Origin of the sequence: Streptomyces sp. NPDC048411 (genome assembly GCF_040704695.1) — a bacterium.
GTDB lineage: Bacteria > Actinomycetota > Actinomycetes > Streptomycetales > Streptomycetaceae > Streptomyces.
The window spans coordinates 139,077-159,492 of record NZ_JBEZKL010000002.1 but is presented as its reverse complement, the minus strand read 5'-3'; the positions used below and the strand labels follow the sequence as shown (position 1 = coordinate 159,492).

The 20,416-nt window shown below is 69.3% G+C and carries 16 protein-coding genes and 1 pseudogene; 8 read left to right on the top strand and 9 right to left on the bottom strand.

All coding sequences use genetic code 11. The annotated features are described in order from the left end of the window. Nucleotides 1-61: 61 nt before the first annotated feature. Nucleotides 62-589 carry a hypothetical protein gene (locus AB0915_RS01530; RefSeq protein WP_366689139.1) on the bottom strand — a complete coding sequence of 176 codons (528 nt, stop codon included), beginning with the start codon at nucleotides 587-589 and terminating at the stop codon, nucleotides 62-64. A 51-nt stretch (nucleotides 590-640) separates the two neighbouring features. On the opposite strand from AB0915_RS01530, the pseudogene AB0915_RS01525 reads away from it, so the two are divergent. Beyond that, a pseudogene (locus AB0915_RS01525) lies at nucleotides 641-915 on the top strand (glycosyltransferase family 2 protein); the annotation flags it as partial. A gap of 141 nt (nucleotides 916-1,056) precedes the next feature. Continuing rightward, nucleotides 1,057-2,160 (top strand): hypothetical protein, encoded by a 1,104-nt coding sequence (locus tag AB0915_RS01520; protein ID WP_366689138.1) that lies wholly within the window; start codon nucleotides 1,057-1,059, stop codon nucleotides 2,158-2,160. 139 nt (nucleotides 2,161-2,299) lie between these two features. Here the strand turns inward: AB0915_RS01520 and AB0915_RS01515 are convergent, their stop codons facing one another. The 5 genes from AB0915_RS01515 to AB0915_RS01495 all read right to left on the bottom strand — a co-directional run bounded on the left by AB0915_RS01515 (nucleotide 2,300) and on the right by AB0915_RS01495 (nucleotide 9,756). Next, entirely contained in the window at nucleotides 2,300-2,986 is a 687-nt protein-coding gene (locus AB0915_RS01515; RefSeq protein WP_366689137.1) for a response regulator transcription factor, read from the bottom strand. Further along, nucleotides 2,983-4,143, bottom strand: a complete 1,161-nt coding sequence (locus tag AB0915_RS01510; RefSeq protein ID WP_366689136.1) for a sensor histidine kinase — start codon at nucleotides 4,141-4,143, stop codon at nucleotides 2,983-2,985. The genes AB0915_RS01515 and AB0915_RS01510 overlap by 4 nt, the downstream gene beginning before the upstream one ends. Nucleotides 4,144-4,170: 27 nt before the next feature. After that, complete coding sequence (locus tag AB0915_RS01505) at nucleotides 4,171-4,959, bottom strand: hypothetical protein (protein ID WP_366689135.1); 789 nt, start codon at nucleotides 4,957-4,959, stop codon at nucleotides 4,171-4,173. A gap of 147 nt (nucleotides 4,960-5,106) precedes the next feature. Further along, complete coding sequence (locus AB0915_RS01500; RefSeq protein WP_366689134.1) at nucleotides 5,107-7,008, bottom strand: MFS transporter; 1,902 nt, start codon at nucleotides 7,006-7,008, stop codon at nucleotides 5,107-5,109. A gap of 177 nt (nucleotides 7,009-7,185) precedes the next feature. Further along, nucleotides 7,186-9,756 carry a D-alanyl-D-alanine carboxypeptidase gene (locus AB0915_RS01495; RefSeq protein WP_366689133.1) on the bottom strand — a complete coding sequence of 857 codons (2,571 nt, stop codon included), beginning with the start codon at nucleotides 9,754-9,756 and terminating at the stop codon, nucleotides 7,186-7,188. Nucleotides 9,757-9,949: 193 nt separating this feature from the next. Between AB0915_RS01495 and AB0915_RS01490 the strand changes: the two genes are divergently transcribed. From AB0915_RS01490 to AB0915_RS01480, 3 genes are all read left to right on the top strand, one after another. Further along, nucleotides 9,950-10,672, top strand: coding sequence for a GPP34 family phosphoprotein (locus AB0915_RS01490; RefSeq protein WP_358858310.1), 723 nt, complete (start codon nucleotides 9,950-9,952; stop codon nucleotides 10,670-10,672). A gap of 210 nt (nucleotides 10,673-10,882) precedes the next feature. Continuing rightward, the gene (locus AB0915_RS01485; protein ID WP_366689132.1) at nucleotides 10,883-11,752 is read left to right on the top strand and encodes a helix-turn-helix transcriptional regulator; all 870 of its coding nucleotides are present in this window, start codon (nucleotides 10,883-10,885) and stop codon (nucleotides 11,750-11,752) included. 237 nt (nucleotides 11,753-11,989) lie between these two features. Beyond that, entirely contained in the window at nucleotides 11,990-12,196 is a 207-nt protein-coding gene (locus tag AB0915_RS01480) for a DUF397 domain-containing protein (RefSeq protein WP_266984619.1), read from the top strand. Nucleotides 12,197-12,303: 107 nt separating this feature from the next. On the opposite strand, the gene AB0915_RS01475 is transcribed toward AB0915_RS01480, so the two are convergent. After that, nucleotides 12,304-13,152, bottom strand: coding sequence for a hypothetical protein (locus tag AB0915_RS01475; RefSeq protein ID WP_366689131.1), 849 nt, complete (start codon nucleotides 13,150-13,152; stop codon nucleotides 12,304-12,306). 176 nt (nucleotides 13,153-13,328) lie between these two features. On the opposite strand from AB0915_RS01475, the gene AB0915_RS01470 reads away from it, so the two are divergent. Together AB0915_RS01470 and AB0915_RS01465 are read left to right on the top strand one after the other, a co-directional pair. Further along, nucleotides 13,329-14,972, top strand: coding sequence for a recombinase family protein (locus AB0915_RS01470; protein ID WP_366689130.1), 1,644 nt, complete (start codon nucleotides 13,329-13,331; stop codon nucleotides 14,970-14,972). Nucleotides 14,973-15,043: 71 nt separating this feature from the next. Next, nucleotides 15,044-15,826, top strand: coding sequence for an SDR family oxidoreductase (locus AB0915_RS01465; protein WP_366689129.1), 783 nt, complete (start codon nucleotides 15,044-15,046; stop codon nucleotides 15,824-15,826). A gap of 264 nt (nucleotides 15,827-16,090) precedes the next feature. Here AB0915_RS01465 and AB0915_RS01460 read toward each other — a convergent pair whose 3' ends face one another. Further along, the gene (locus AB0915_RS01460; protein WP_366689128.1) at nucleotides 16,091-18,673 is read right to left on the bottom strand and encodes a bifunctional FO biosynthesis protein CofGH; all 2,583 of its coding nucleotides are present in this window, start codon (nucleotides 18,671-18,673) and stop codon (nucleotides 16,091-16,093) included. Between the two features lie 214 nt (nucleotides 18,674-18,887). Then, on the bottom strand, nucleotides 18,888-19,262 hold the full coding sequence (locus AB0915_RS01455; protein WP_366689127.1) for a hypothetical protein: 375 nt from the start codon (nucleotides 19,260-19,262) through the stop codon (nucleotides 18,888-18,890). Nucleotides 19,263-19,362: 100 nt separating this feature from the next. On the opposite strand from AB0915_RS01455, the gene sigJ reads away from it, so the two are divergent. Next, the gene (sigJ, locus tag AB0915_RS01450; protein ID WP_366689126.1) at nucleotides 19,363-20,313 is read left to right on the top strand and encodes an RNA polymerase sigma factor SigJ; all 951 of its coding nucleotides are present in this window, start codon (nucleotides 19,363-19,365) and stop codon (nucleotides 20,311-20,313) included. The last annotated feature ends 103 nt before the right edge of the window (nucleotides 20,314-20,416 follow it).

Here is a 20,416-nt window from a genome sequence, read left to right as displayed (position 1 = left end):
GGTGGCATGAGTCGGATCAAGCGTGCGTATAGACGTGGAGTGTGCGAGACGTGACGACCTCTCAGGCGCCGAGGTTCTCGATGGTTTCCTGCACCAGGCGGTTGCCCGAGCTGTAGAGCCATGCGGTCACCGGCGACAACTTGGCGACGGCCGCGCCCAGCCACTGTGGATCACCGAGGCGATCCAGTGCCTTCGCCTCGGAAAGCTTGCGAACCAGGGCCTTCAGCAGGAACACATGGCTGCCCGTGTAGTGGCGCTTGTGGTGCGTGTACCGCACCGACCACGTCTCGTGCGGGTGGCGGAGCAGCCCCTGCAGGGAGCAGCCGTCACGCCCGGTCCTATAAGGAGTGCTGCTGAACGCTCCGACGTGACCTCCGGTACGGGTGGCCTCCCACTTCCAGGAGGTCGCATGTACTCCCAGTTGCACGAACTGGGACCACTGGACAACGGACTGAGGCGCGGGTTCCGCGCGCCTGTAGTGCTCGATGCCCTCGGGCGTGAGCACCACGCACAAACCGTCCTTCCGCTTCGGATCCCCGATTATCCACCGGTCCCCGACCAGCTCCAGCGGCCCCAGGTGCTGCGCCACGATGTCCCCCTCGGTCCTGCCAATCCTCCGGACTGGCAACAGTATCCGGCGCCACAAGGGTCCCCGGCCCGGCACGCGGTCTACTACCGGTTCACCGCCCGGAACCGGGTGTGGCCGGCCGGCGACGACTTCCGATTGCCCTGGTTCCGGTCCATCTCGGCGTGTGGACCCTCCTCACCATGGCTCGCATCCGGTCCTTGAGCGGCCTGAAGGCTTGGTGGGCCGGGTTCATCGAGGGCATGCGGACGTCGTGCGGCCCGCGCAAGCCGATGAAGTGGCGCACGGTGTGGCGGATGACCTGGTTGGGGCGCCCGCCGATCCTCTGAGCTTGATTCGAGCCGACGGTGTTCAAGCTTTGGCTACACGGGACTTGGGTTCGTGAGGATGCGGTTGAGCTGTGTGATGATGCACGGACAACGACCGGCCCTGGGCGGGACCAGGTGTGCCAGAAGGGACGGGAACGCGTCGTGGGCAAGGACGGGGCGTCCATACCGGACGAGGAATGGGAGCGCTTCCTGCGGGAGGCCGAGGCCGGGACGCAAGGCGCGCCCGAGGAGCCGTCGGCGCGGGCCCGGATGGTGGCGCGGCGGATGCGGGAGGAGACCGACCCGCCGGAGGGGTGGCGGACTCACCAACCGGCCCGGCGGCGACAGGGCAAGGGCTGGTACGTGGTCGGTCTGCTGGTCGCGGTCGGCTTGCTGGTCGTGGCGCTGGATCCGGGGCGGGTGGCTGGATGGTTCGGAGGCGGAGACGGAGGCGGCGGGAGTGCCCCACTCGCCGCGGAGTCGGAGCCCCCGGATCACCCGCCGGCAACGGCGGCGGCAGCTCAACTGCCCACAGTGAAACAGCCGTTCAGCGGGTCGCCGGCGGCACGGTGGGCCGACGGGGCGGCGGGGATCAGCCTTCCTGCGGCACGGGCGGCCGGCTGGATGAGCAAGGAGCAGGTCGCGCAGGCGCTCGATGGGACCCGGGACTTCCTTGTCGCGTCCAGCCTGGATCCTGATGTGCTGCGCGGGGAGCGGCCTACGAAGGCGATCGCGTTGATCAATCCGCATCAGCAGGATGTCCAGGACTACCTGGCGACCACGTTCCGCGCGCCCAGCCGGGAGAACGATCCTCTGCTGCTGTTCAGCCGATTCGCGAAATCGAAGGTGCGGCTCATCGGGAACGTGGTCAAGACACGAGGACGGATCACGTACCGGGAAGGTAAGCGCGGTGCGGTCGAGGTGACCACCGATGTCACGTACGTCTATCCGGTCGTACGTGCCGCATCGGGAAGCGACGAAGTCGCGCGCACCATCGTGCGCCGCGAGGTCGTGATGAGCTGGGACGACCCGGCGAAGGTGGTCATCGAGCCGGGGACGTTCTCCCTCGTCTCCTACAAGGTGGACACCACCAACGGAGGCTGTGACACCTTCACCGGCTACTTCACCCCCGAGTTCAGCGCCGAGCGCGCAGTCACGGACTCGGGAGACGGCCCCGAGGTCGACCCGTACGACCGGAGCACGTCGATGGACGCGCGCATGCAGGAGGCCGCCGAAGCGGGGTGCGGGACCGCCACACGGACTTAGCCAAGGGCTTCCTGTGCCACAACCGCGCCAGATCATGCGGGAACTCACGGGGAACTACGGGGGCCAGCAGGAGAGACGGCGAGTCCCCGCCGAAATGGGCGTGACAGGCCGCACGTTGATGGGGCGCGATGCGGGAACCTCACGCTCCATGCCGCCGGTCGCCTACGAGCCCGGTCTCGTAGGCGACGATCACGAGCTGGGCCCGGTCACGCGCGCGCAGCTTGGCGAGCAGGCGCCCGATATGGGTTTTGACCGTGGCCAGGCTCAGATGGAGATGCTCAGCGATCTCCGTGTTGGACAGCCCTCGGGCGATCAGGCCGAGCACCTCCAGTTCCCGGCCCGTGACCCCGTCCAACGAGCGATGCGGTGGCCGCCCCGGTTCCGGGCGGCGGGCGAACTCCGCGATGAGGCGGCGCGTCACCGAGGGGGCGAGCAGTGACTCACCCGCGGCGACGACGCCGATAGCTGTGAGGACATCGGCGGGCGGGGTGTCCTTCAGCAGAAACCCCGCAGCGCCGGCGCGCAGGGCGCCGTAGACGTACTCGTCCAGGTCGAAGGTGGTGAGGATGAGGACGCGGACGGCGGACATGGACGGGGCCGAGCAGATCTGGCGGGTCGCCTCGATGCCGTCCAGTTCCGGCATGCGTACGTCCATCAGCACGACGTCCGGCCGTTCGTGGCGCGCGAGGTCGACTGCTTCCCGGCCGTTCGCGGCCTCGCCCACGGCGATCATGCCGGACGTGTGGTCGACGAGCACACGAAAGCTCCCGCGCACCATCGCCTGGTCGTCGGCGATCAGTACCCGGACCAAGGTCTCGTCACTCACCCTTGTCGCTCTCCTTCAACAGGCAGCCGGACGGACACGGCGAATCCGCCATCCGGTCGGGGCCCCGCCGCGAAGCTGCCGCCGTACATCATCGCCCGCTCTCGCATCCCCAGCAGGCCGTACCCGCCCGGCAGTTCACCCCCCGCCGGTCGACGGCCGGCCGGTGGGCCCGCGTCGGTGATCTCGATACGGATCTCACGCGCATCCGCTTCGACCGTGACGTGGCAGCGGGTCGGTGCCGCGTGCCGCACGCAGTTGGTGAGGGCCTCCTGGACGATCCGGTAGACGGTCAACTGAGTCCCCTCGGCCAGGCCCTGTGTGCCGTTGACCGTCAGGTGGACCTCCACCCCGGCCCGGTCCGCCTCCGCGGCAAGCGTGTCCAGGCGGCCGAGGTCCGGAGCCGGCCCCAGGGGCGCACCCGAGGTGCGCAGTACGCCGAGGGTGCGCCGCATCTCGATCAGCGCGGAACGGCTGGTCTCCTCGATGACCTTGAGTGCGGCCCGTGCCTCCTGCGGCGCGGCCTCGGCGACATGACCGGCGACGCCCGCCTTCACCGCGATGAGGCTGAGATTGTGCGACACGATGTCGTGCAATTCACGGGCGATCCGCAGGCGTTCCTCGTCCAGCGCCCGCTCCGACCGACGCCGTTCCTCTCGCCTGGTCTCCGCGCGACGTCCGCGAACGATGAACCCCGCGCACCAGGCCCCACCGATCACCAGCAGCACGAGACCGGCCACCCCCACGGCACCCCGCCAGTCCTCAGCCGGGGTGACCACCGCTTCGCCGACGTAGACGGCGCCGCCCGCAACCAGCAATGCCAGTGCAAGCGCGCGCACGGATCGGCGGGTGGGTTCGGACAGAGCTACCGGATAGGCCGCCAGGCCCGCGGCGGCGTACGGCTCCCGGGTGATGTCGAGCAGCGACGCCGCGGCCAGCGCGGCGAGCACAATACCCAGAACGGCGAGCGGCCACCGGCGCCGTACCGCGACCGGCAGGCCGACCGCGGCGGCAACCAGGCAGCCCAGCCAGAACGGGCCTGAATAGGCGGGCTGACCGTCATCAGCGGTCAGCCGGACGAAGCTGACGTATACGGCAGTCAGGGCCAGCGCCGCGGTGAGGTCGAGAGCGTAGAGATGACGGCGGCCCCGGGGCTTCATGCCCCGACCGTATCCGTACGCGCCCACTCAGCCGGCCTGCCCAAGGAGCACCATCAGACCGAGCGTCACCAGGGACAGGGGCACCCAGCGCAGCACCGCCGTTCGGCTGGGGCGGGGCCCCTGGCGCAGCAAGCCGCAGCCCAACGGCACCAGGCCGACACACAGTCCCGCCAGTGCGACCAGCGACAGGGGCGTCGTCCCCTTGAGGACTCCAAGCGGCAGCGCCGCGGCCAGACCGAGGGCAATGGCTCGAACCGGGCCGAGCACACGGGTGCGCCACGCCCCGAGGGCGAGGACGACCCACCCCGCGACGATGGCGAGGTTCAGCACGGAGAACACATGGAAGGCTCCGTAGCCGGCCGAGACCACCTGGCCGGCGGACTCCACCCCCTGAGAACGCACCAGCTGGAAGGCCAGATGGTCCACCCCGGCGTGGAAGGCGCGGGCGAACAGCCCTGAGATGACCAACAATCCGCCCCACAGCCCCCAGCCCGCGCTGCGCGCGCCGATCCGGGTGGCGACCACGACTACGGCAGGCCAGAGCAGCACACTCCCGGCAGCGAAGAGGCCGTACGCGGCCGCCATCAAGGTGGGATGCTGCGCGTACGCGGCGAGCTGGTCCGGGTAGAAGAAGTGGAAGCGGGCTCGCAGCAACGCACCCGCCAGCATCAGGAGCGGACCGAGCACCATGGCGGCGCCCCCCACCCAGCGTCCAGGGAAGCCGGCGGTCCCCAATCGCTCGACAGGCAGCGCGGCGCGCAGCCAGGCGCCGACGGATGTAACCGGAGTGGCCGTGGGGGCCGTTGGGTTCGTCATGGGTGCGACGATGCCTTCGTCTCCCCTGCAGAGGCGTCGGATCAGGGGCTGGATTACGGGATCAGACCTGGGTATGACCCGTCAGCTGCGAACGCTTCCAGTCCGCACACCGTTCGCAGGGCACCCGGTCAAAACCGTCTGCACCTCTCAGCGAAGTTCCTCCGGGCACGGTGTGCCCGGCGAGAGCTGGTACGGCGCTGCCAGCCGGTACACCCCGGCGCGCGGCGCGAGCAGTTCCGTCCACTCGTCGCCGTCGGCGTTCTCGTCCGCCTTGATCAAGCAGCCGTTGGTGTTGACGAAGGTCCGCGGGCTGTCCTGGTCGGCGCGCTGCTTGGACGCCTCGGTCTCCTGCGGCCGCTCCATGCTCTTGCCCTCGTCGTCGACCAGGGCGAGCCAGCGCGAGTACGGAATCCGGATCAGCACCCGGCCCGCCCGCTTCACATGAATGGTCAGCTCGCCCTCACCGGCCCGGTCCACGGTCGCCGGCGGATCGGCCAGCGGCACCGGGCTGTCGACCTCGAAGAGCTGCCAGTTGGAGTCGGACCAGATCCTGCGCAGATACGGCTGCCCCTTCTGGACGAGCTCCGCCTCCTGCACCGCGCCGGTGGCGTCCGGTCGCCCCTTGGGCAGTACCACGTAATGCACGGCCCAGCGGTCGAGCCACTGGCGGTAGTTCCCGGAGTTCAGGGTGTCGTCGTAGAAGAGCGGGTTGCGCTCCATGTCGGCCTGCCGGTTCCAGCCGCGGGCCAGATTGACGTACGGCGCGAGTGCGGACGCCTCCCGGTGGCTGCTCGCGGGTACGACCTCGACCCTGCCGCGCTCGGCGTCGGCCTGCTGCAGCTCATGGACGAGCGGGGCCAGCTCGCGCGTCCAGGAAGCGGTGGGGGCGGTTCGGACGATGTCGTCGACGCCCTTGAAGCCGATCCAGAAGTTCATCCCGACGAACGCGAGGACCAGCACGTACCAGCGTCGGGAGCGCGGCACTGCGTACGGCAGCGCGGCAAGCAGCACCACACCGGCGAACAGCATCGCCATCCGGGTGACGTTCGAGCCGATCTGCGAGTCGACCACATAGGTCAGCAGCGTCCCGACGCCGTACACGCCGGCTGCGGTACGGACCGTCTTCCAGTCCCGCGGTACGAGGACAAAGACGAGGACCGCGAAGAGGAACGGCAACGACAGGGTCCCGATCGACATCGGCTGCGTACCGGAGAAGGGGAACAGCCACGCGGACAGCGCCACGACCGCGACCGGGGCCAGGCCCAGCGCGTATGCCCCGGGACGCCGCTTGTTCAGGAACAGCGCCGCGGCGACCACACCCAGGAAGAGTCCGGCCACGGGGCTGCTCGCTGTCGCGAGCCCGGCCAGCGGGGCGGCGACGGCTGCCTTCGCCCACCGCCTACGGGGGGCGCAGCGACAGCTGCTCCGGTGGAGCCGGTGCTCGCACCGGAGGGAGGGCCAGCAGAACACCGCGGCCACCGCACCCACTGCGAACATCAGGCCGAGCCCGAACGTCACGCGTCCGGACAGCGCGTTGCACAGATACGCGAACACCCCGGCGAGCGAGCAGGCGAGCGGATTGCGGACGGCCCGCACCCGGACCAGGATCAGCGCGGTCAGCGCCGCCGACACGGTCCCGGCGACCATCATCGTCGTCCGCACGCCGAGCACCGACATCACATACGGCGACACAACGCTGTACGAGACGGGGTGCATGCCCCCGTACCAGGCGAGGTTGTACGCGGTACCCGGATGCCGGCCGACGAACTCGGCCCAGGCATCCTGCGCCGCGAGGTCGCCGCCGCTGTTCGCGAAGAAGAGGAACCAGAGGATGTGGGTGACCGCGGCGGCCGCCGTCGCGATGGTGACGGGGTGACGCAGCAGCCGCCGGGCGCGGATCCGCCGCGGCACCTCGGCCCGGGGTTCGGGGGTACGCGGGGCCGGCAGCCGGACGCCTGTGTTCCCGCCACCGCTGCCGCTCGTCACGTCGCCTCGCACATCGCTGCTCCCGGCCGCTGCACGGCCGGATCTCGGCTCCGCGGTGGTCACTACGGTCTCTCCCCGTCTCCGCCGGCCCCGTATCCCTGTCCCCGTACTTCGTGCCCGTGCCCCCATTCGGTACACGTGTGAGGACGCGGTCCGGCGCTCCCCGGTTGTCCGGGGACGCTAACACGTGCGCAGCAGGGAAGGGGGTGCCGGGACCGGCACCCCCTTCCCTGCTGCGCGTCAGCCGATGCGGGTCAGCTTCTTGCCGAACCCGGGCTCCGCCAGATCACTCTGCAGCGCCACCGCGACCTTCACCTGGCTGGCTCCCTCACCGACGGTGAGCGTGCCCACATGGGTCCCGGCGACCGCCGAGTGCGGGATCGTCCTCCCGTCGTCGGTCAGTTCGATCCGGACCGTCAGACCGGGCCAGCCGACCGCCGACACGTCCTCGGTCGCGACCACCGGGGTGCTGCCGCCCAGGCCGTCGGAGACGGTGCCGACGACGTCGCCCTTCTTGACGACCTTGGCGCTCGTCAGCAGATCCTGGGTGGCGATCATGGCTTTCTTGCTCACCGCGTTGACGGTGTCGATGATCGAGGGCTTGTGCTGGCCCAGCACGGCGCCCACGATCAGCTGGTCGGTGTCGCCGACCATCTTGTGCGCGGCGAAGAGCAGGTTGCCACCGGCCTTGGTGGTGGAGCCGGTCTTGATGCCGAGCGCGCCGTTGTACGGGACCAGGGTGTTGTAGTTCCGATGGACCTTGCCCGACGGGTCGGTCCACGACGGCAGCTTGGTGATGGCCATCAGCGCCGGGATCTCCACCAGCTTCTGGCCGAGCTTCACCTGGTCCTCGGCCGAGCTGACCGTGGTCGCGTGGAGACCGGACGGATCCGTGTAGGTGGTGTTGGTCATGCCGAGCGACTTGGCGGTGTCGTTCATCTTCTTGACGAACGCCTCCTCGGAACCCGCGTCCCAGCGCGCCAGCAGCCTCGCGATGTTGTTCGCGGAGGGGATCATGATCGCGGAGAGCGCCTCCTGCTCCGTGAGCTTGTCACCTTCCTTGACGGTGCTCAGCGTCGACTCGCCCTCCGAGTCCAGGTTGCCCTCGGACTCCGCCTTGGCGTCGATGGTGATGGAAGGGCCCTTCTCGCCCTTCTTCAGCGGGTGATCCTTGAGCACGATGTACGCGGTCATCGCCTTGGCCACACTGCCGATCGGCACGGCCTTCTGCTCGCCGAACGAGTCCACCGTGCCGAGACCGGTCGCCGCCATGTAGCCCTGGCCCTCGCTGGGCCACGGCAGCGACGGCTTGCCGCCCTTGAAGGTGTACGTCGGCTTCGCCGTCAGCTGCAGCTCGGGCGTCGGCAGCGGGCGCACAGCCTGCACGATCGCAAAGACGATCAGGAGGAGCAGGGCCAGCGGGGTCCAGATCTTGACCCGGCGAACGGCGGTACGGACCGGCGTCTCCGGGGGCGGAGGCGTGTTCGTTAGCTCGGCCAGCAGGTCGAGCGGAGGCCGGGGCGGCATCGGCTGCTGCCGGGTGCGCTCGGCTCCGCTGAGCGAGGGAGCGGGGGCCGGCGCAGGGCTCGGCCGGGCGGCCGGGGCGGCGGCGGATCCAGTTGTCCCGGGCTTGCGGGGTGCCGGGGCGGGGCGTGCGTCGTCGCGGCGGAGCGGTACGAACTGGCTGGTGCGCTCGGCGGCGCTCTCGGGCTCCGGCTTCTCCTCGGCCTTCGCCGAGGGACGGGTGATCTTCAGCGCGGTCGTCGGCTGGTCGATCCGGTCGCGCCGGACCGTCTTGAAGACGGCCGTGGGCTGATCGATTCCGCGCTTGTCCGCAGTGGGCTCGGTGCCGTCGGCGTCACTGGTGTCGCCGGCGTCCTCGGCGGGTTCCGCGACGTCGGCGCCAGTGGTCTCGGCACCCTTGGCCACGGCGGCGGCGTCGTCAGCCGCCGCGGGTTCGCTGTCACCGGTATCGCCGGCGTCCTCGGCGGGGTCCGCGACGTCGGCGCGAGTGGTCTCGGCACCCTTGGCCACGGCGGCGGCGTCGGCGTCGGCAGCCGCCGCGGGTTCGCTGTCACCGCCGCTCTTGTTGCCCGTGGCGTCCGCGGCGTGGCTCTCCTCGCGCCCCTCGGAGACCCGGGTGTCGTCGGAGGCGTCGCCGGAGACCGCAGGCTCGCCCTCGCCCTCGTCCGCGTCAGTGGTTGCGGCTGCGGCGTCATCGGACGCCACGGGCTTGCCGCCGGCCTCGTCATCCGCATCGTGATCGGTGTCTGCGTCTGCGTCTGCGTCTGCGTCTGCGGCGTTGTCCGCCATTTCAGCCACATCTGCCGCGTCCGCGCTCGATGCAGCCGGTTCGTCTGCGGTCGCGTCGGCGGAGTCCGTCCCACTCTTGCCCGCCTCTTCCGCCGGCGCGGGCGTGTCGCTCTCCGCCACCGCCTCGGGCTTCGCGCCGTCGTCGGCGGTCTCGGGTTCCTCGGCGGCAGCGTCTGCGGCGTCGCCGTCACCCTTCACCACCCACGCAGCTACCGCCGCACGCAGCCGCGCGTCGCCCTCCTCGGGCTCGGCAGGCCCGGATGGCGTGGAGGTCGCCTCGGGGCCCTCAGAGGGGCTCTCCGCACCCTCGGCGCGCTCCGCGTCCTCGCCGCTCTCGACCGGCTTCGTACGGAAGACCGCCGTCGCCGTGTCCTTCTTGCCGCCGGACTCCGCCGGGGAGGCCGATTCACGCAAGACGGCAAGCCGCGGATCGCGTTCACTCCGAACCGTTCCCGACGACTTCTGCTGCTCCGACTTGTCGGGGGACTCGCCCGCCACCGATGCCTCCTCCTGCGCTGCGGGGCCGCCCCCGCGCTGTCCGAACCATCTACCAGTGTCCTGTGTGAACCCTCGGCTGCGCTGCCAGACGAGAACGACATACCTGCCGGTTCCCGTACGAAGCACCCAGGCACTCTCGACAGACCAATGTGAGAGGGGTCACCCTGTCATTCATCCACGCGGGGAGGCATGGATGGGCAGGAGCCGCAGAACAATTCCGGAGGAGCTTCTGCTGCTCGCTCTGGACCCGACCACGGGTACCACAGCGCAGCCGCAGTCGCTCGACCTCGGCCTCGCCGGAGCTCAGCTAGTGGAGCTGGCTCTGGCAGGACGGATAGCCCCTGACGGGGATCGTATCGCCGTGGTGATGCCACGGCCGACAGGAGATCCGACACTGGACTCCGCACTGGAACTGCTGCGCCGACGCGGCAGCCCGGTTCGGGCCGTCCACTGGATCGGCGGGCCCCGACTGGGGTTGCGCCAGACCTATCTCTCGCATCTGGAGCGGTGCGGCATGGTGCATGCCGTGGCGGGCCAGATGTGCGGGGTGCTGCCGACGACTCGCTACCAGGCGACGGACACGGCGATCAGCCGGGAGATCAGATCCCGGCTGGACAGTGCGATCCGCACCGGTGTACCGCCGGACCCGCGGACCGCGGCGCTCGCCGCACTGGCCCACGCGGTCGGACTCGGCAAGCACCTCTACCCCGGGAACGAGGGGCGCTCATCGCGCTCCCGGCTCCGGGACCTGATCAGGCACGACCCGATGGGCGGTCTCGTGGCGCACGCCGTGATGGACGTCCAGAACGGGGCGATCGCCCAGCCGCGCCGCAACCAGGCGGCGGGAGGGCCGTTGCAACCGCAAGTGCAGTCGCAGTCCCGTCGCGACAGCATGGTGCACACCGCCGCCCGCTGAGGCAGCCCGCACCACCGCACCACCGATCCGAATACCGCCGCACCGACGTCCCCAAGACCCGGTTCGGGAGCCGCACCACGCGCGGGGCAGCCGGCCCACCGGCTGCCCCGCGCGCCTGCGTGTGGTCATTTCCCAGCGCAACCGACCCCACGGGTGGCAATCTGCTGAGCAGTAGATACGCACAGCTACACAGCCGGAGGTGCCGTTTCCGTGCCGTCCAACGTCAATCCCACCGTCAGGCGACGCCGGTTGGGCCAGGAATTGCGCCGACTGCGCGAGCACAAGGGCATGACGGCCGAGGAGGTGGCGGAGCGACTGCTGGTCTCGCAGTCGAAGATCAGCCGCCTGGAGAACGGCCGCCGTTCGATCAGCCAGCGTGATGTCCGCGATCTCTGCGGGGTGTACGAGGTCGAGGACCACCGGATCGTCGACTCGCTCATGCAGATGGCCAAGGACTCCCGCCAGCAGGGCTGGTGGCATGCCTTCGGCGACATCCCGTACAGCGTCTACATCGGCCTGGAGACCGATGCCGAGTCACTGCGGGTGTACGAACCGCAGGTGGTCCCCGGCCTGTTGCAGACCCGGAGTTACGCCGAGGCGCTGATCAGCGGCGCGCTGCCGGAGGCACCGCCGACCGACATCGACAAGCGCGTCAGCGTCCGTGCGCGCCGCCAGGACCGGATCACCACTCAGGAAGGTCCGCTGCGGCTCTGGGCGGTCATCGACGAGGCAGCGCTGCGCCGGATGGTCGGTGGCAGGCAGGTCATGATCGAGCAGTTGGAACAGCTCGTCGAGCTGTCGCACCTGCCCCATGTGACGGTTCAGGTGCTGCCGTTCGACATGGGCGCCCACCCGGGCATCAACGGGCAGTACGCCATTCTGGAATTCCCGGATACTGCGGACTCCAGCGTCGTCTACATCGAGGGCGTCACCAGCGACCTCTATCTGGAGAAAGCCAATGATGTGCAGCGGTACAGCGTTATGTACGAGCACTTGCGGGCACAGGCACTGAACGTGGAGCAGACACGGCACTACATCGCCGACATCGCGAAGTCGTACGCCCAGCTCAGCACCGACTGACCTGCTGAACCAGACATTCCGCAAAGTCCGGTATGCGGGAAAAGACACGATGTTACGGGTGAGGCGACGGCACGGTACACCGTCGCCACATCAAAGCGGAAGGCCCGCATGGAATATGCCATCCGGTCGAGTGAACGGCCCTCTCACCCAGCGATGTTGGCGAGTAGCGTCGATCACGCCAACAGATACGCAGTTGGTGCGACTCACACAACTCTCTGAATCCGAACCGGAGTGAACATGGCTATTCGTCAGGGCGCCACGGATAATTGGACGAAGTCGTCGTATTCCGGGGGCAACGGCGCTTGCGTCGAGGTCAAGTCCCCCCTCGTCCAGTCGATCGCGGTGCGCGACTCGAAGGCCCCCGAGGGCCCTTCGATCACCTTCGTGCCCGGCGCGTGGAACGCCTTCGTGTCCGACATCGCAAAGGGCTCCGTCGACGTCTGACCCATGCCCACCCACGGAATGCGGTGCGGCACCGAAACGGTGCCGCAGGAAGCCCCCTCGACCGGTCCGCCGTCCTGGCCGAGGGGGCCCGCCGCCGGACGGCCCGGTCAGCGCAGCTGATCCACGTACCTGTCCGTTCCGGGCACGGTCGGGATGAACGGCGCCACCAGCTCCACCCGCCCCAGGCCGGATTCCGCAACCGCCGCGTCGAGCCCGGTGAAGTGCTCCGTCCAGCACTCCCGCGGGTCCTCCTGGAGGAACCAGAGCAGGGTGAGCCGGGTGTCGACACCCTCGACCTGCTTCACGTAGGTCATCCGGTCACCCGGCAGCGGCGTGGGACGGAAGACGGTCACCATCGCCGCCGGTGAGCCGCCGAGCCGCTTCGGCAGATGCCGGGAGCGCAGCCATTCCAGCAGCTCCGACCGCTGCCCGGCCCCTTCGGCGTCGATCACCTGCAGCACGAGCCCGCGGTACGGGTGGTCGAGGGCGTGATGGTCCCGGGGGCCGGCGGCGCCGTCCCGGTAGACCGTCGCCTCGTGGTCCTGGAACGCGGTAAACACATGCGTGCGGTCCTGATAGACCCGGCCGTCCCGGTTCAGCCGCTTGTTGATCCCGACGGTCCACCTCATGTGGTCGTCGTAGCGCCCGTCCGTCACCCAGTACGTGGACAGATAGCACCCGGCGCCGACCGGCTGCGCGACCGCGGACTTCTCCGGATAGCGCAGCTCCTGGAGCTCCCGGGTGGCCACCCAGCGCCGCCCGGCGAACATCCACGGCATCGCCATCGCGCCTGCGTAGTAGTGATCGTCTTCGTACCATCTGTGGTAGGCGTGCTCATGGCCGGCGTGGGGCTCGACCATGGTGATCAATGCGTGTCCCACCTCAACCCGGTACGGACCAACCGAGGCCAACTTCGCGTACAGGTCCGAGTAAGTCTCCTCGCTGCCGTCACCCATCGCGCTTCCTCCTCATCCTGCCCAGCACACCTTTTCTGACGGTACGTCAGCGCAAGGCCAATGGGAATGCTCGTGCGATCGGTCGTTCGTTTGCGTGAACAGCATGCAATGCGCCGGTGCAGTTGCAAGCAATGGCTACGTTCAGGGGTGCTATGAACGTCCTGCCAGGAGGCACCATGAACCCGCGTCGCAACCCGGCTCCCTCGCACGCCGACCTCCTGCTGGAAGGTGTCCTGATCCCGGAGCGTGTAAGAAACCGCACCTCAGTCGCGCTCACCATTGGCGACTCGCTCTACGACTTCGTCCCCCGCCGCCCCGGGTGCTACCTGCGCACCTCGTACGACAGGCGCGGCGACGAGCGGAGCCTCGAACTGCAGCTCCATGACGCAGGACTGAAACGGATCAGACTCGGCTGGGGCCCGTTCGCAGAGACCTACCGGGAGAACGACACCGGGGCCTTCAAGAAAAAGCGGATCGTACAGGCGGACGGGTCAGTCGACTGGATAGTGGTACGCCCCGAGTTCCGGCGCATGCTCGGCGACCTGCTCTCAGGCCGGATTGACGGCGTTATCTTCTACGACACCGATCGCCTTGCACGTCAGCCCCGCGATCTCGAAGACCTGATCGACGTGGTGGAGCACACCAAGCGTCCCGCGACGGGCGTAACAGGTGACCTCAACCTGATCCACGACTCCGACCGTCACATGGCCCGGATGCTGTGCATCATGGCTCTCAAAGCTTCGGAAGACACATCCCGGAGGGTCGCTCGAAACCATCTGGCGGACGCCTCGGCAGGCGAATTGACCGGCCGCACGCCCTACGCATGGAACCCTGACGGAACGCTCCGCCGGGATCGCGCACGGATCGCCCAGCGCATCTACGAACGGTTCGCAGCCGGCACATCGATCGCGGGGATCGCCCGCGAACTCAACCGCGACAAAATCCCGTCACCGCAGGGGGTCAAGTGGGCGCCGGCCACTGTGAAGGCGATCATCACCAATCCGCGCTACTGCGGGTTCGTCTCTTATCAGGGGAAGCACCGCGCAGGAAATCCCCGCCAGAGAGACGGTTGGGGGCGCGTCCTGCTGGGAGAGGACGGTCTGCCCGTCACAGGCAGGTGGGAGCCGGTCATCTCGCGAAAGCTGTGGGCCGATACTCAGCTTGAACTCGACCACCGGCGGCTGCTGGACCGGGAGAGAGGCATCTCACGGAACCTTGAGGGGGCCAACCAACGCAAGTACGTCTTCACCGGATATCTCCGATGCGGCATCTGCAAAGCACCCATGAGCACCAAGTGGGTGTCTCGCCGCGGTCATGTCATCTACTACTGCCCCGGCAAAGTCCGCAATGCCTGCGGCAAGGTGAGTCGACGCGCCGCACCCGTCGATGCCCGCCTGGAAGAACTGATCAGCGATTGGGCGCGCACTCGAGCATCGGCCCCTCCCCGGACCGGAGTGCCCGCCGAACCGGTGGCCGACGTCCACTCCCGCATCTCGGCGATCAGCACCCGCAAACAGGAGCTCATCGCCGCCTGGGCCAAGGGCACCCCCAGCATCCGCGGCATGCATCCAGACGACTACTATCAGTTGCTTTCCTCGATGAATGCCGAACTGAACATTCTGGAGCAGCAGTTGGCGGATGCCACGGAACAATCGGCTGGAGTGCCGACCCGCAACTACGAGGCAGAGTGGAAGAACGGCAGTTTCGAACAACGACGCGCCATCGCGGGTGAGGCATTCACGGCCGTATATGTCATGCCTTCCGGAAAGGGCCGTGCACCCTTCAACCCTGCGCACATCCGTCCCGAGTGGGCCGAGTGACTTCCCTCCATCGACATCCGACCATATCCTGACGCATCGTCAGACCCACTGCCAGCGGCCGGGAGGCACCGATGTTGCTCACGGGGAAGACCGTCGTGGTGTCCGGAGTCGGGTCCGGGCTGGGGCACCGGATCGCGGAGACGGTGGTACGGGACGGCGGCAGTGCGGTACTCGGGGCGCGCACTGCGGAGCGGCTCGCCAAGTCGGCCACCGAAATCGATCCCGAGGGACAGCACACCGCCCGTCTGGCCACCGACATCACCGACGAGGCGCAGTGCGAGCGGCTCGCCGCGCTGGCACTAGAGCGGTTCGGGCGGATCGACGCGGTGGTCCATGTCGCGGCCTGGGACAGCTACTTCGGCGGGGTCGAGGACGCTGACTTCGCCACCTGGCAGTCGGTGATCGATGTCAATCTGCTCGGCACGCTGCGGATGACGCGCGCCTGTCTGCCCGGGCTCAAGGAGCGCGGAGGCTCCGTCGTCGTCATCGGCACGCAGTCGTCGGTCGCCGCGCCCTCCCAGGTGCAGCAGGCGGCGTACGCGGCGTCGAAGGGCGCGCTCACCTCGGCGATGTACTCCATGGCGCGGGAGTTCGGCCCCCATCGGATCCGGGTGAACACCGTGCTGCCCGGCTGGATGTGGGGTCCACCGGTACAGGCGTACCTGCAGTTCACCGCACACACCGAGGGCGTGCCGGAGGCCGAGGTGCTGGGCCGGCTCACCGAACGGATGGCGCTGCCGGAGCTGGCCACGGACGGCGATGTGGCGGAGGCGGCGGTGTTCCTGGCCTCCGACCGGGCCCGGGCGATCACCGGGCAGTCCCTGCTGGTCAACGCCGGCGAACTGATGCGCTGAGGCGCCGAAGATCAACGCGGACGGTGACGGGGACACCGCGGGCGCGACGGTTCCGCGCAGGCCGGTTCCGGCGACGCCGGGGTCGCGGAAGGTGTGAAGGACTGATCCCCTCAGCCAGGTGCAGGGGGCGGGGTACGGACGTTGCGGCGTCCGTACCCCGCCCCTTGCCTCCGTACGTCGGTCAGCCGCGCGGGTAGCGGGTCAGCCAGCCGTCAGCGGCGACCTCGCGGAGGACTTCGTCGGTGACGGGACCACTCCGACGGCTCAGGTCGGCAGTACGGGCAGCAGCTCCGGAAGGTGTCCGTCGGACGCGGCAGCCGCCGCCACCCGCTCCTGCGGCACCTCCCCGTAAAGCGTCGTACGCGGCTTCGCCGGGCGGCCCGCGAGTTCCGCGATCGCGACCAGGTCCTGGATGGACCGGTACGAGCCGTAACTCGATCCCGCCATCCGGGAGATGGTCTCCTCCATCAGCGTGCCGCCCAGGTCGTTGGCACCCGAGCGCAGCATCTCGGCCGCACCCTCCGTGCCGAGCTTCACCCAGCTGGTCTGGATGTTGATGATGTGCGGGTGGAGCAGCAGCCGGGCCATGGCGGTGACGGCGCGGTTGTCGCGGTCGGTCGGACCGGGGCGGGCGATACCTGCCAGGTAGACCGGAGCGTTGGTGTGAATGAACGGCAGCGTCACGAACTCGGTGAAACCGCCGGTCTCCTGCTGGAGGCGGGCAAGCGTGCGCAGATGGCCCAGCCAGTGGCGGGGCTGGTCGACATGGCCGTACATCATGGTGGAGGAGGAGCGCAGACCCACCTCGTGGGCCGTCCTGATGACCTCCAGCCAGGTCGCCGTCGGCAGCTTCCCCTTGGTGAGGACCCAACGGACCTCGTCGTCCAGGATCTCCGCCGCCGTGCCCGGGATCGAGCCGAGCCCGGCCTCCTTCGCGGCGATCAGCCAGTCGCGGATGGACATGCCGGTGCGGGTCGCGCCGTTGACGACCTCCATGGGCGAGAAGGCATGGACGTGCATGTCGGGGACGCGTTCCTTCACCGCCTGCGCGATGTCGAAGTACGCGGTGCCGGGCAGGTCCGGGTGGATGCCGCCCTGCATGCAGACCTCGACGGCGCCGACGTCCCACGCCTGCGCGGCCCGGTCGGCGACCTGGTCCAGGGAGAGGGTGTACGCGTCGGCGTCGGTGCGTCGCTGGGCGAATGCGCAGAAGCGGCAGCCGGTGTAGCAGACGTTGGTGAAGTTGATGTTCCTGGTGACGATGTACGTGACGTCGTCGCCGACCACGTCCCGGCGCAGCGTGTCCGCGATCCGGCACAGTTCGTCGAGCGCCGGTCCTTCCGCGTGGAGCAGGGCGAGCGCCTGGTCGTCGGTGAGCTTCGTCGGGTCGTCGGCGGCCTGGCCGAGCGCCTGGCGTACGTCGGCGTCGATGCGGGACGGGACCATGCCGGGGGCCGCCGCCTCGCGCAGGGCCTCCCAGTCCCCGTACACCTCGTCGAAGTCGTCGCGGCGGTCGCCGGTGCGGCCCTCCGTGTCGATGGTGCGGTGCAGATCGGTGCGGCCGGAGGCGCCGAACTCCTCGTCCGGCTCCTGCCAGGGCAGGCCGGCGGGGATCGCGCCCTCCTTCGCGAGGCCCGTCTCCGGGTCGGCGAGTGCCCGGACGTGCGGGAGGAGGCGGGGGTCGAGCCAGGGCTCGCCGCGCTGGATGAACTCCGGGTAGATGGTGAGGCGTTCACGGAGCTCGAAGCCAGACTCGGCGGTCTTCGCGGCGAGTTCGTCGATGTGCGGCCATGGACGCTCGGGGTTCACATGGTCCGGGGTGAGCGGTGAGACGCCGCCCCAGTCGTCGATCCCGGCGCCGATGAGCAGTGCGTACTCCGCGTCGACGAGGTTCGGCGGGGCCTGGATGCGGGCGGAGGGGCCGAGGATGTGCCGCGCCACGGCAATGGCGGCGGCCAGCTCCTCCAGTTCGGCGTCCGGCATCCCGCGCATCGCCGTGTCCGGCTTGGCGCGGAAGTTCTGGACGATGACCTCCTGGATGCCGTGGTAGGCGCGGGCGGTCTTGCGCAGCTCGAAGAGGGAGTCGGCGCGCTCCTCGTACGACTCGCCGATCCCGATCAGGATGCCGGTCGTGAACGGGACGTTGGACCGGCCCGTGTCTTCGAGGACGCGGAGGCGGACGGCCGGTTCCTTGTCCGGGGAGCCGTGGTGCGGGCCGCCCGGCTCGGACCACAGGCGGGTGGCCGTCGTCTCCAGCATCATGCCCATGGAGGGGGCGACGGGCTTGAGCCGCTGGAGGTCGGTCCAGGTCAGCACGCCCGGGTTGAGATGCGGGAGGAGGCCGGTCTCTTCGAGTACCCGGATCGCCATGGCGCGTACGTACGCGAGGGTGTCGTCGTACCCCTCGGCCTCCAGCCACTCCCGCGCCTCGGGCCAGCGGTCCTCGGGCCGGTCCCCGAGGGTGAACAGCGCTTCCTTGCAGCCCATGGCCGCGCCCTTGCGGGCGATGTCGAGAACCTCGTCGGGCGACAGGAACATCCCGTGCCCGGCCTTGCGGAGCTTGCCGGGGACAGTGACGAAGGTGCAGTAGTGGCACTTGTCGCGGCAGAGCCGGGTCAGCGGGATGAAGACCTTGCGCGAGTACGTGATGACGCCCGGCCGGCCCGCGGCTTCGAGGCCGGCGTCGCGCACCCGGGCGGCGGACGCGGCAAGGTCCGTCAGATCGTCGCCGCGTGCCTGGAGCAGGACGGCGGCCTCGGTCACATCGAGGGCGACACCGTCACGGGCCCGCTTGAGTGCGCGCCGCATGGAGTTGGTGGTGGGGCGTCCGCGCTGAGGATCGGTCATGAACCGAGCATACGAGCGAGGCCCCTGCCCCGGGCCCGGGCCTCCACCGGGTCATCCGCCCCGGGTGCTGGTGCCCAACCGGCGTGGGAGGGCGCCCACCCACGACGAGCTCGACAAGGTCATCACGCGGATGCCCAAGATCAAGGAGATCGAGCGCGGATCGGATGATTCGCCAAAGCGGCCCGGTTGACTCCGGCAGCCCCTGTATCGGGCCTCAGCGCCGGGCCAGCGCCAGCACACTCAGACCGAACATCAAGACACCCAGGGGGAGATGGACCGACGGGACGTGCGCGATGCCGAGCACGACCTGGACCGAGGCGAGTACGAGGAAACCTGACGCGTGCCAGACAGGCCGGGGTGAGCCGCCGCCCGGCTTCCACGCCAGCACCGCCGCGAGCACGTACAGCATCGACGCCCCGTACATCACACGGGCTCCGACGCTGTGCAGCGTCTCTCCGTAGGACAAGGTCAGCAGCAGTCCGGCGGAGACCGCCTGGAGGAAGATGGTCAGGGTCTGCAGGGCGATCGCGATCTGCAGGAACGAGGAGCCGCGCTGTGCGCTCGCCGTCGCCGTCACCTGAGTGGCCATGTCGCCGTCCCCTTTTCCGCCCTCGGGCAGTAGATCGATAAGGTCTCACCAACCCGACGACGCGGGCCTGCGAAAGGTAAGGCGAGGGGCGGCCGGAAGCATGAGGACTGCCAGGACCAGCACAGATGAGGTAGCTGACGAGCGACGTCAACTGATCAATGTCGCTTACCGGCTGCTCGGTTCGGTGACCGAGGCCGAGGACGCCGTACAGGATGCCTACACACGCTGGTACGGACTGCCACGAAGCCGGCAGGAGGAGATCCTGTCCCCTGGCGCCTGGCTGACGACGGTGACCAGCCGCGTCTGCCTGGACCTGCTCGGCTCGGCGCGGGCCCGCCGTGAACGTTATGTCGGCGCGTGGCTGCCCGAGCCGCTGCCCGACCGCACCGAGTGGGACCACGCGGGCGGCGCCGACCCCACCGGCCCCGCAGACCCCGCCGACCAGATCGTCCTGGACGAGTCGGTGACCATGGCCTTCCTCGTCGTCCTGGAGTCGATGACGCCCGCCGAGCGGGTGGCGTTCGTCCTGCACGACGTCTTCCGGTACCCGTTCGCCGAGATCGCCAACGTTCTCGCCCGGACCCCTGCGGCCTGCAAGCAGTTGGCGGCCTCCGCCCGGCGGCGGGTGAGCGTCGCGCGCGCTCCGGTGACGGCGGCCGGCCAGGCCGACGTGGTGAGGCACGTCAAAGAGGCATGGGAGGCCAAGGACATCGCAGCCCTCGTCGGCCTCCTGGACCCGGCCGCCGTGATGACCGCCGACGGCGGCGGCCTGGTCGGCACCGTCCTGCGCCCGGTCGAGGGCGGCGCGCACATCGCCCAGTACATGGTCGCCATTGCCGATAAGGCTCCGGGGCTCGAACTCCTGGAGCGGTCGGTCAACGGTGTGCCGGGCCTGGTGGCCCAGCGTGCCGGCGTCGTCATGACCGTAGCCTCGTTCGACGTCTCCGACGGGCGCGTCACCCGGATCTGGGCGGTCCGCAACCCGGAGAAGCTGCGGCCGTGGGCGTGGGAGGGCGGTGCTCGAACCCCGACCGCGGAGAGCGAGCGCTGACCAATCACGTTCCTCCCACTGGGTACAGGCGCGGCCACGGCGCGGTGCCGGACGCATGGGGCGAGGACCTGGAGCTGATGCGACCGCGGTAGCGGGGCTTCGG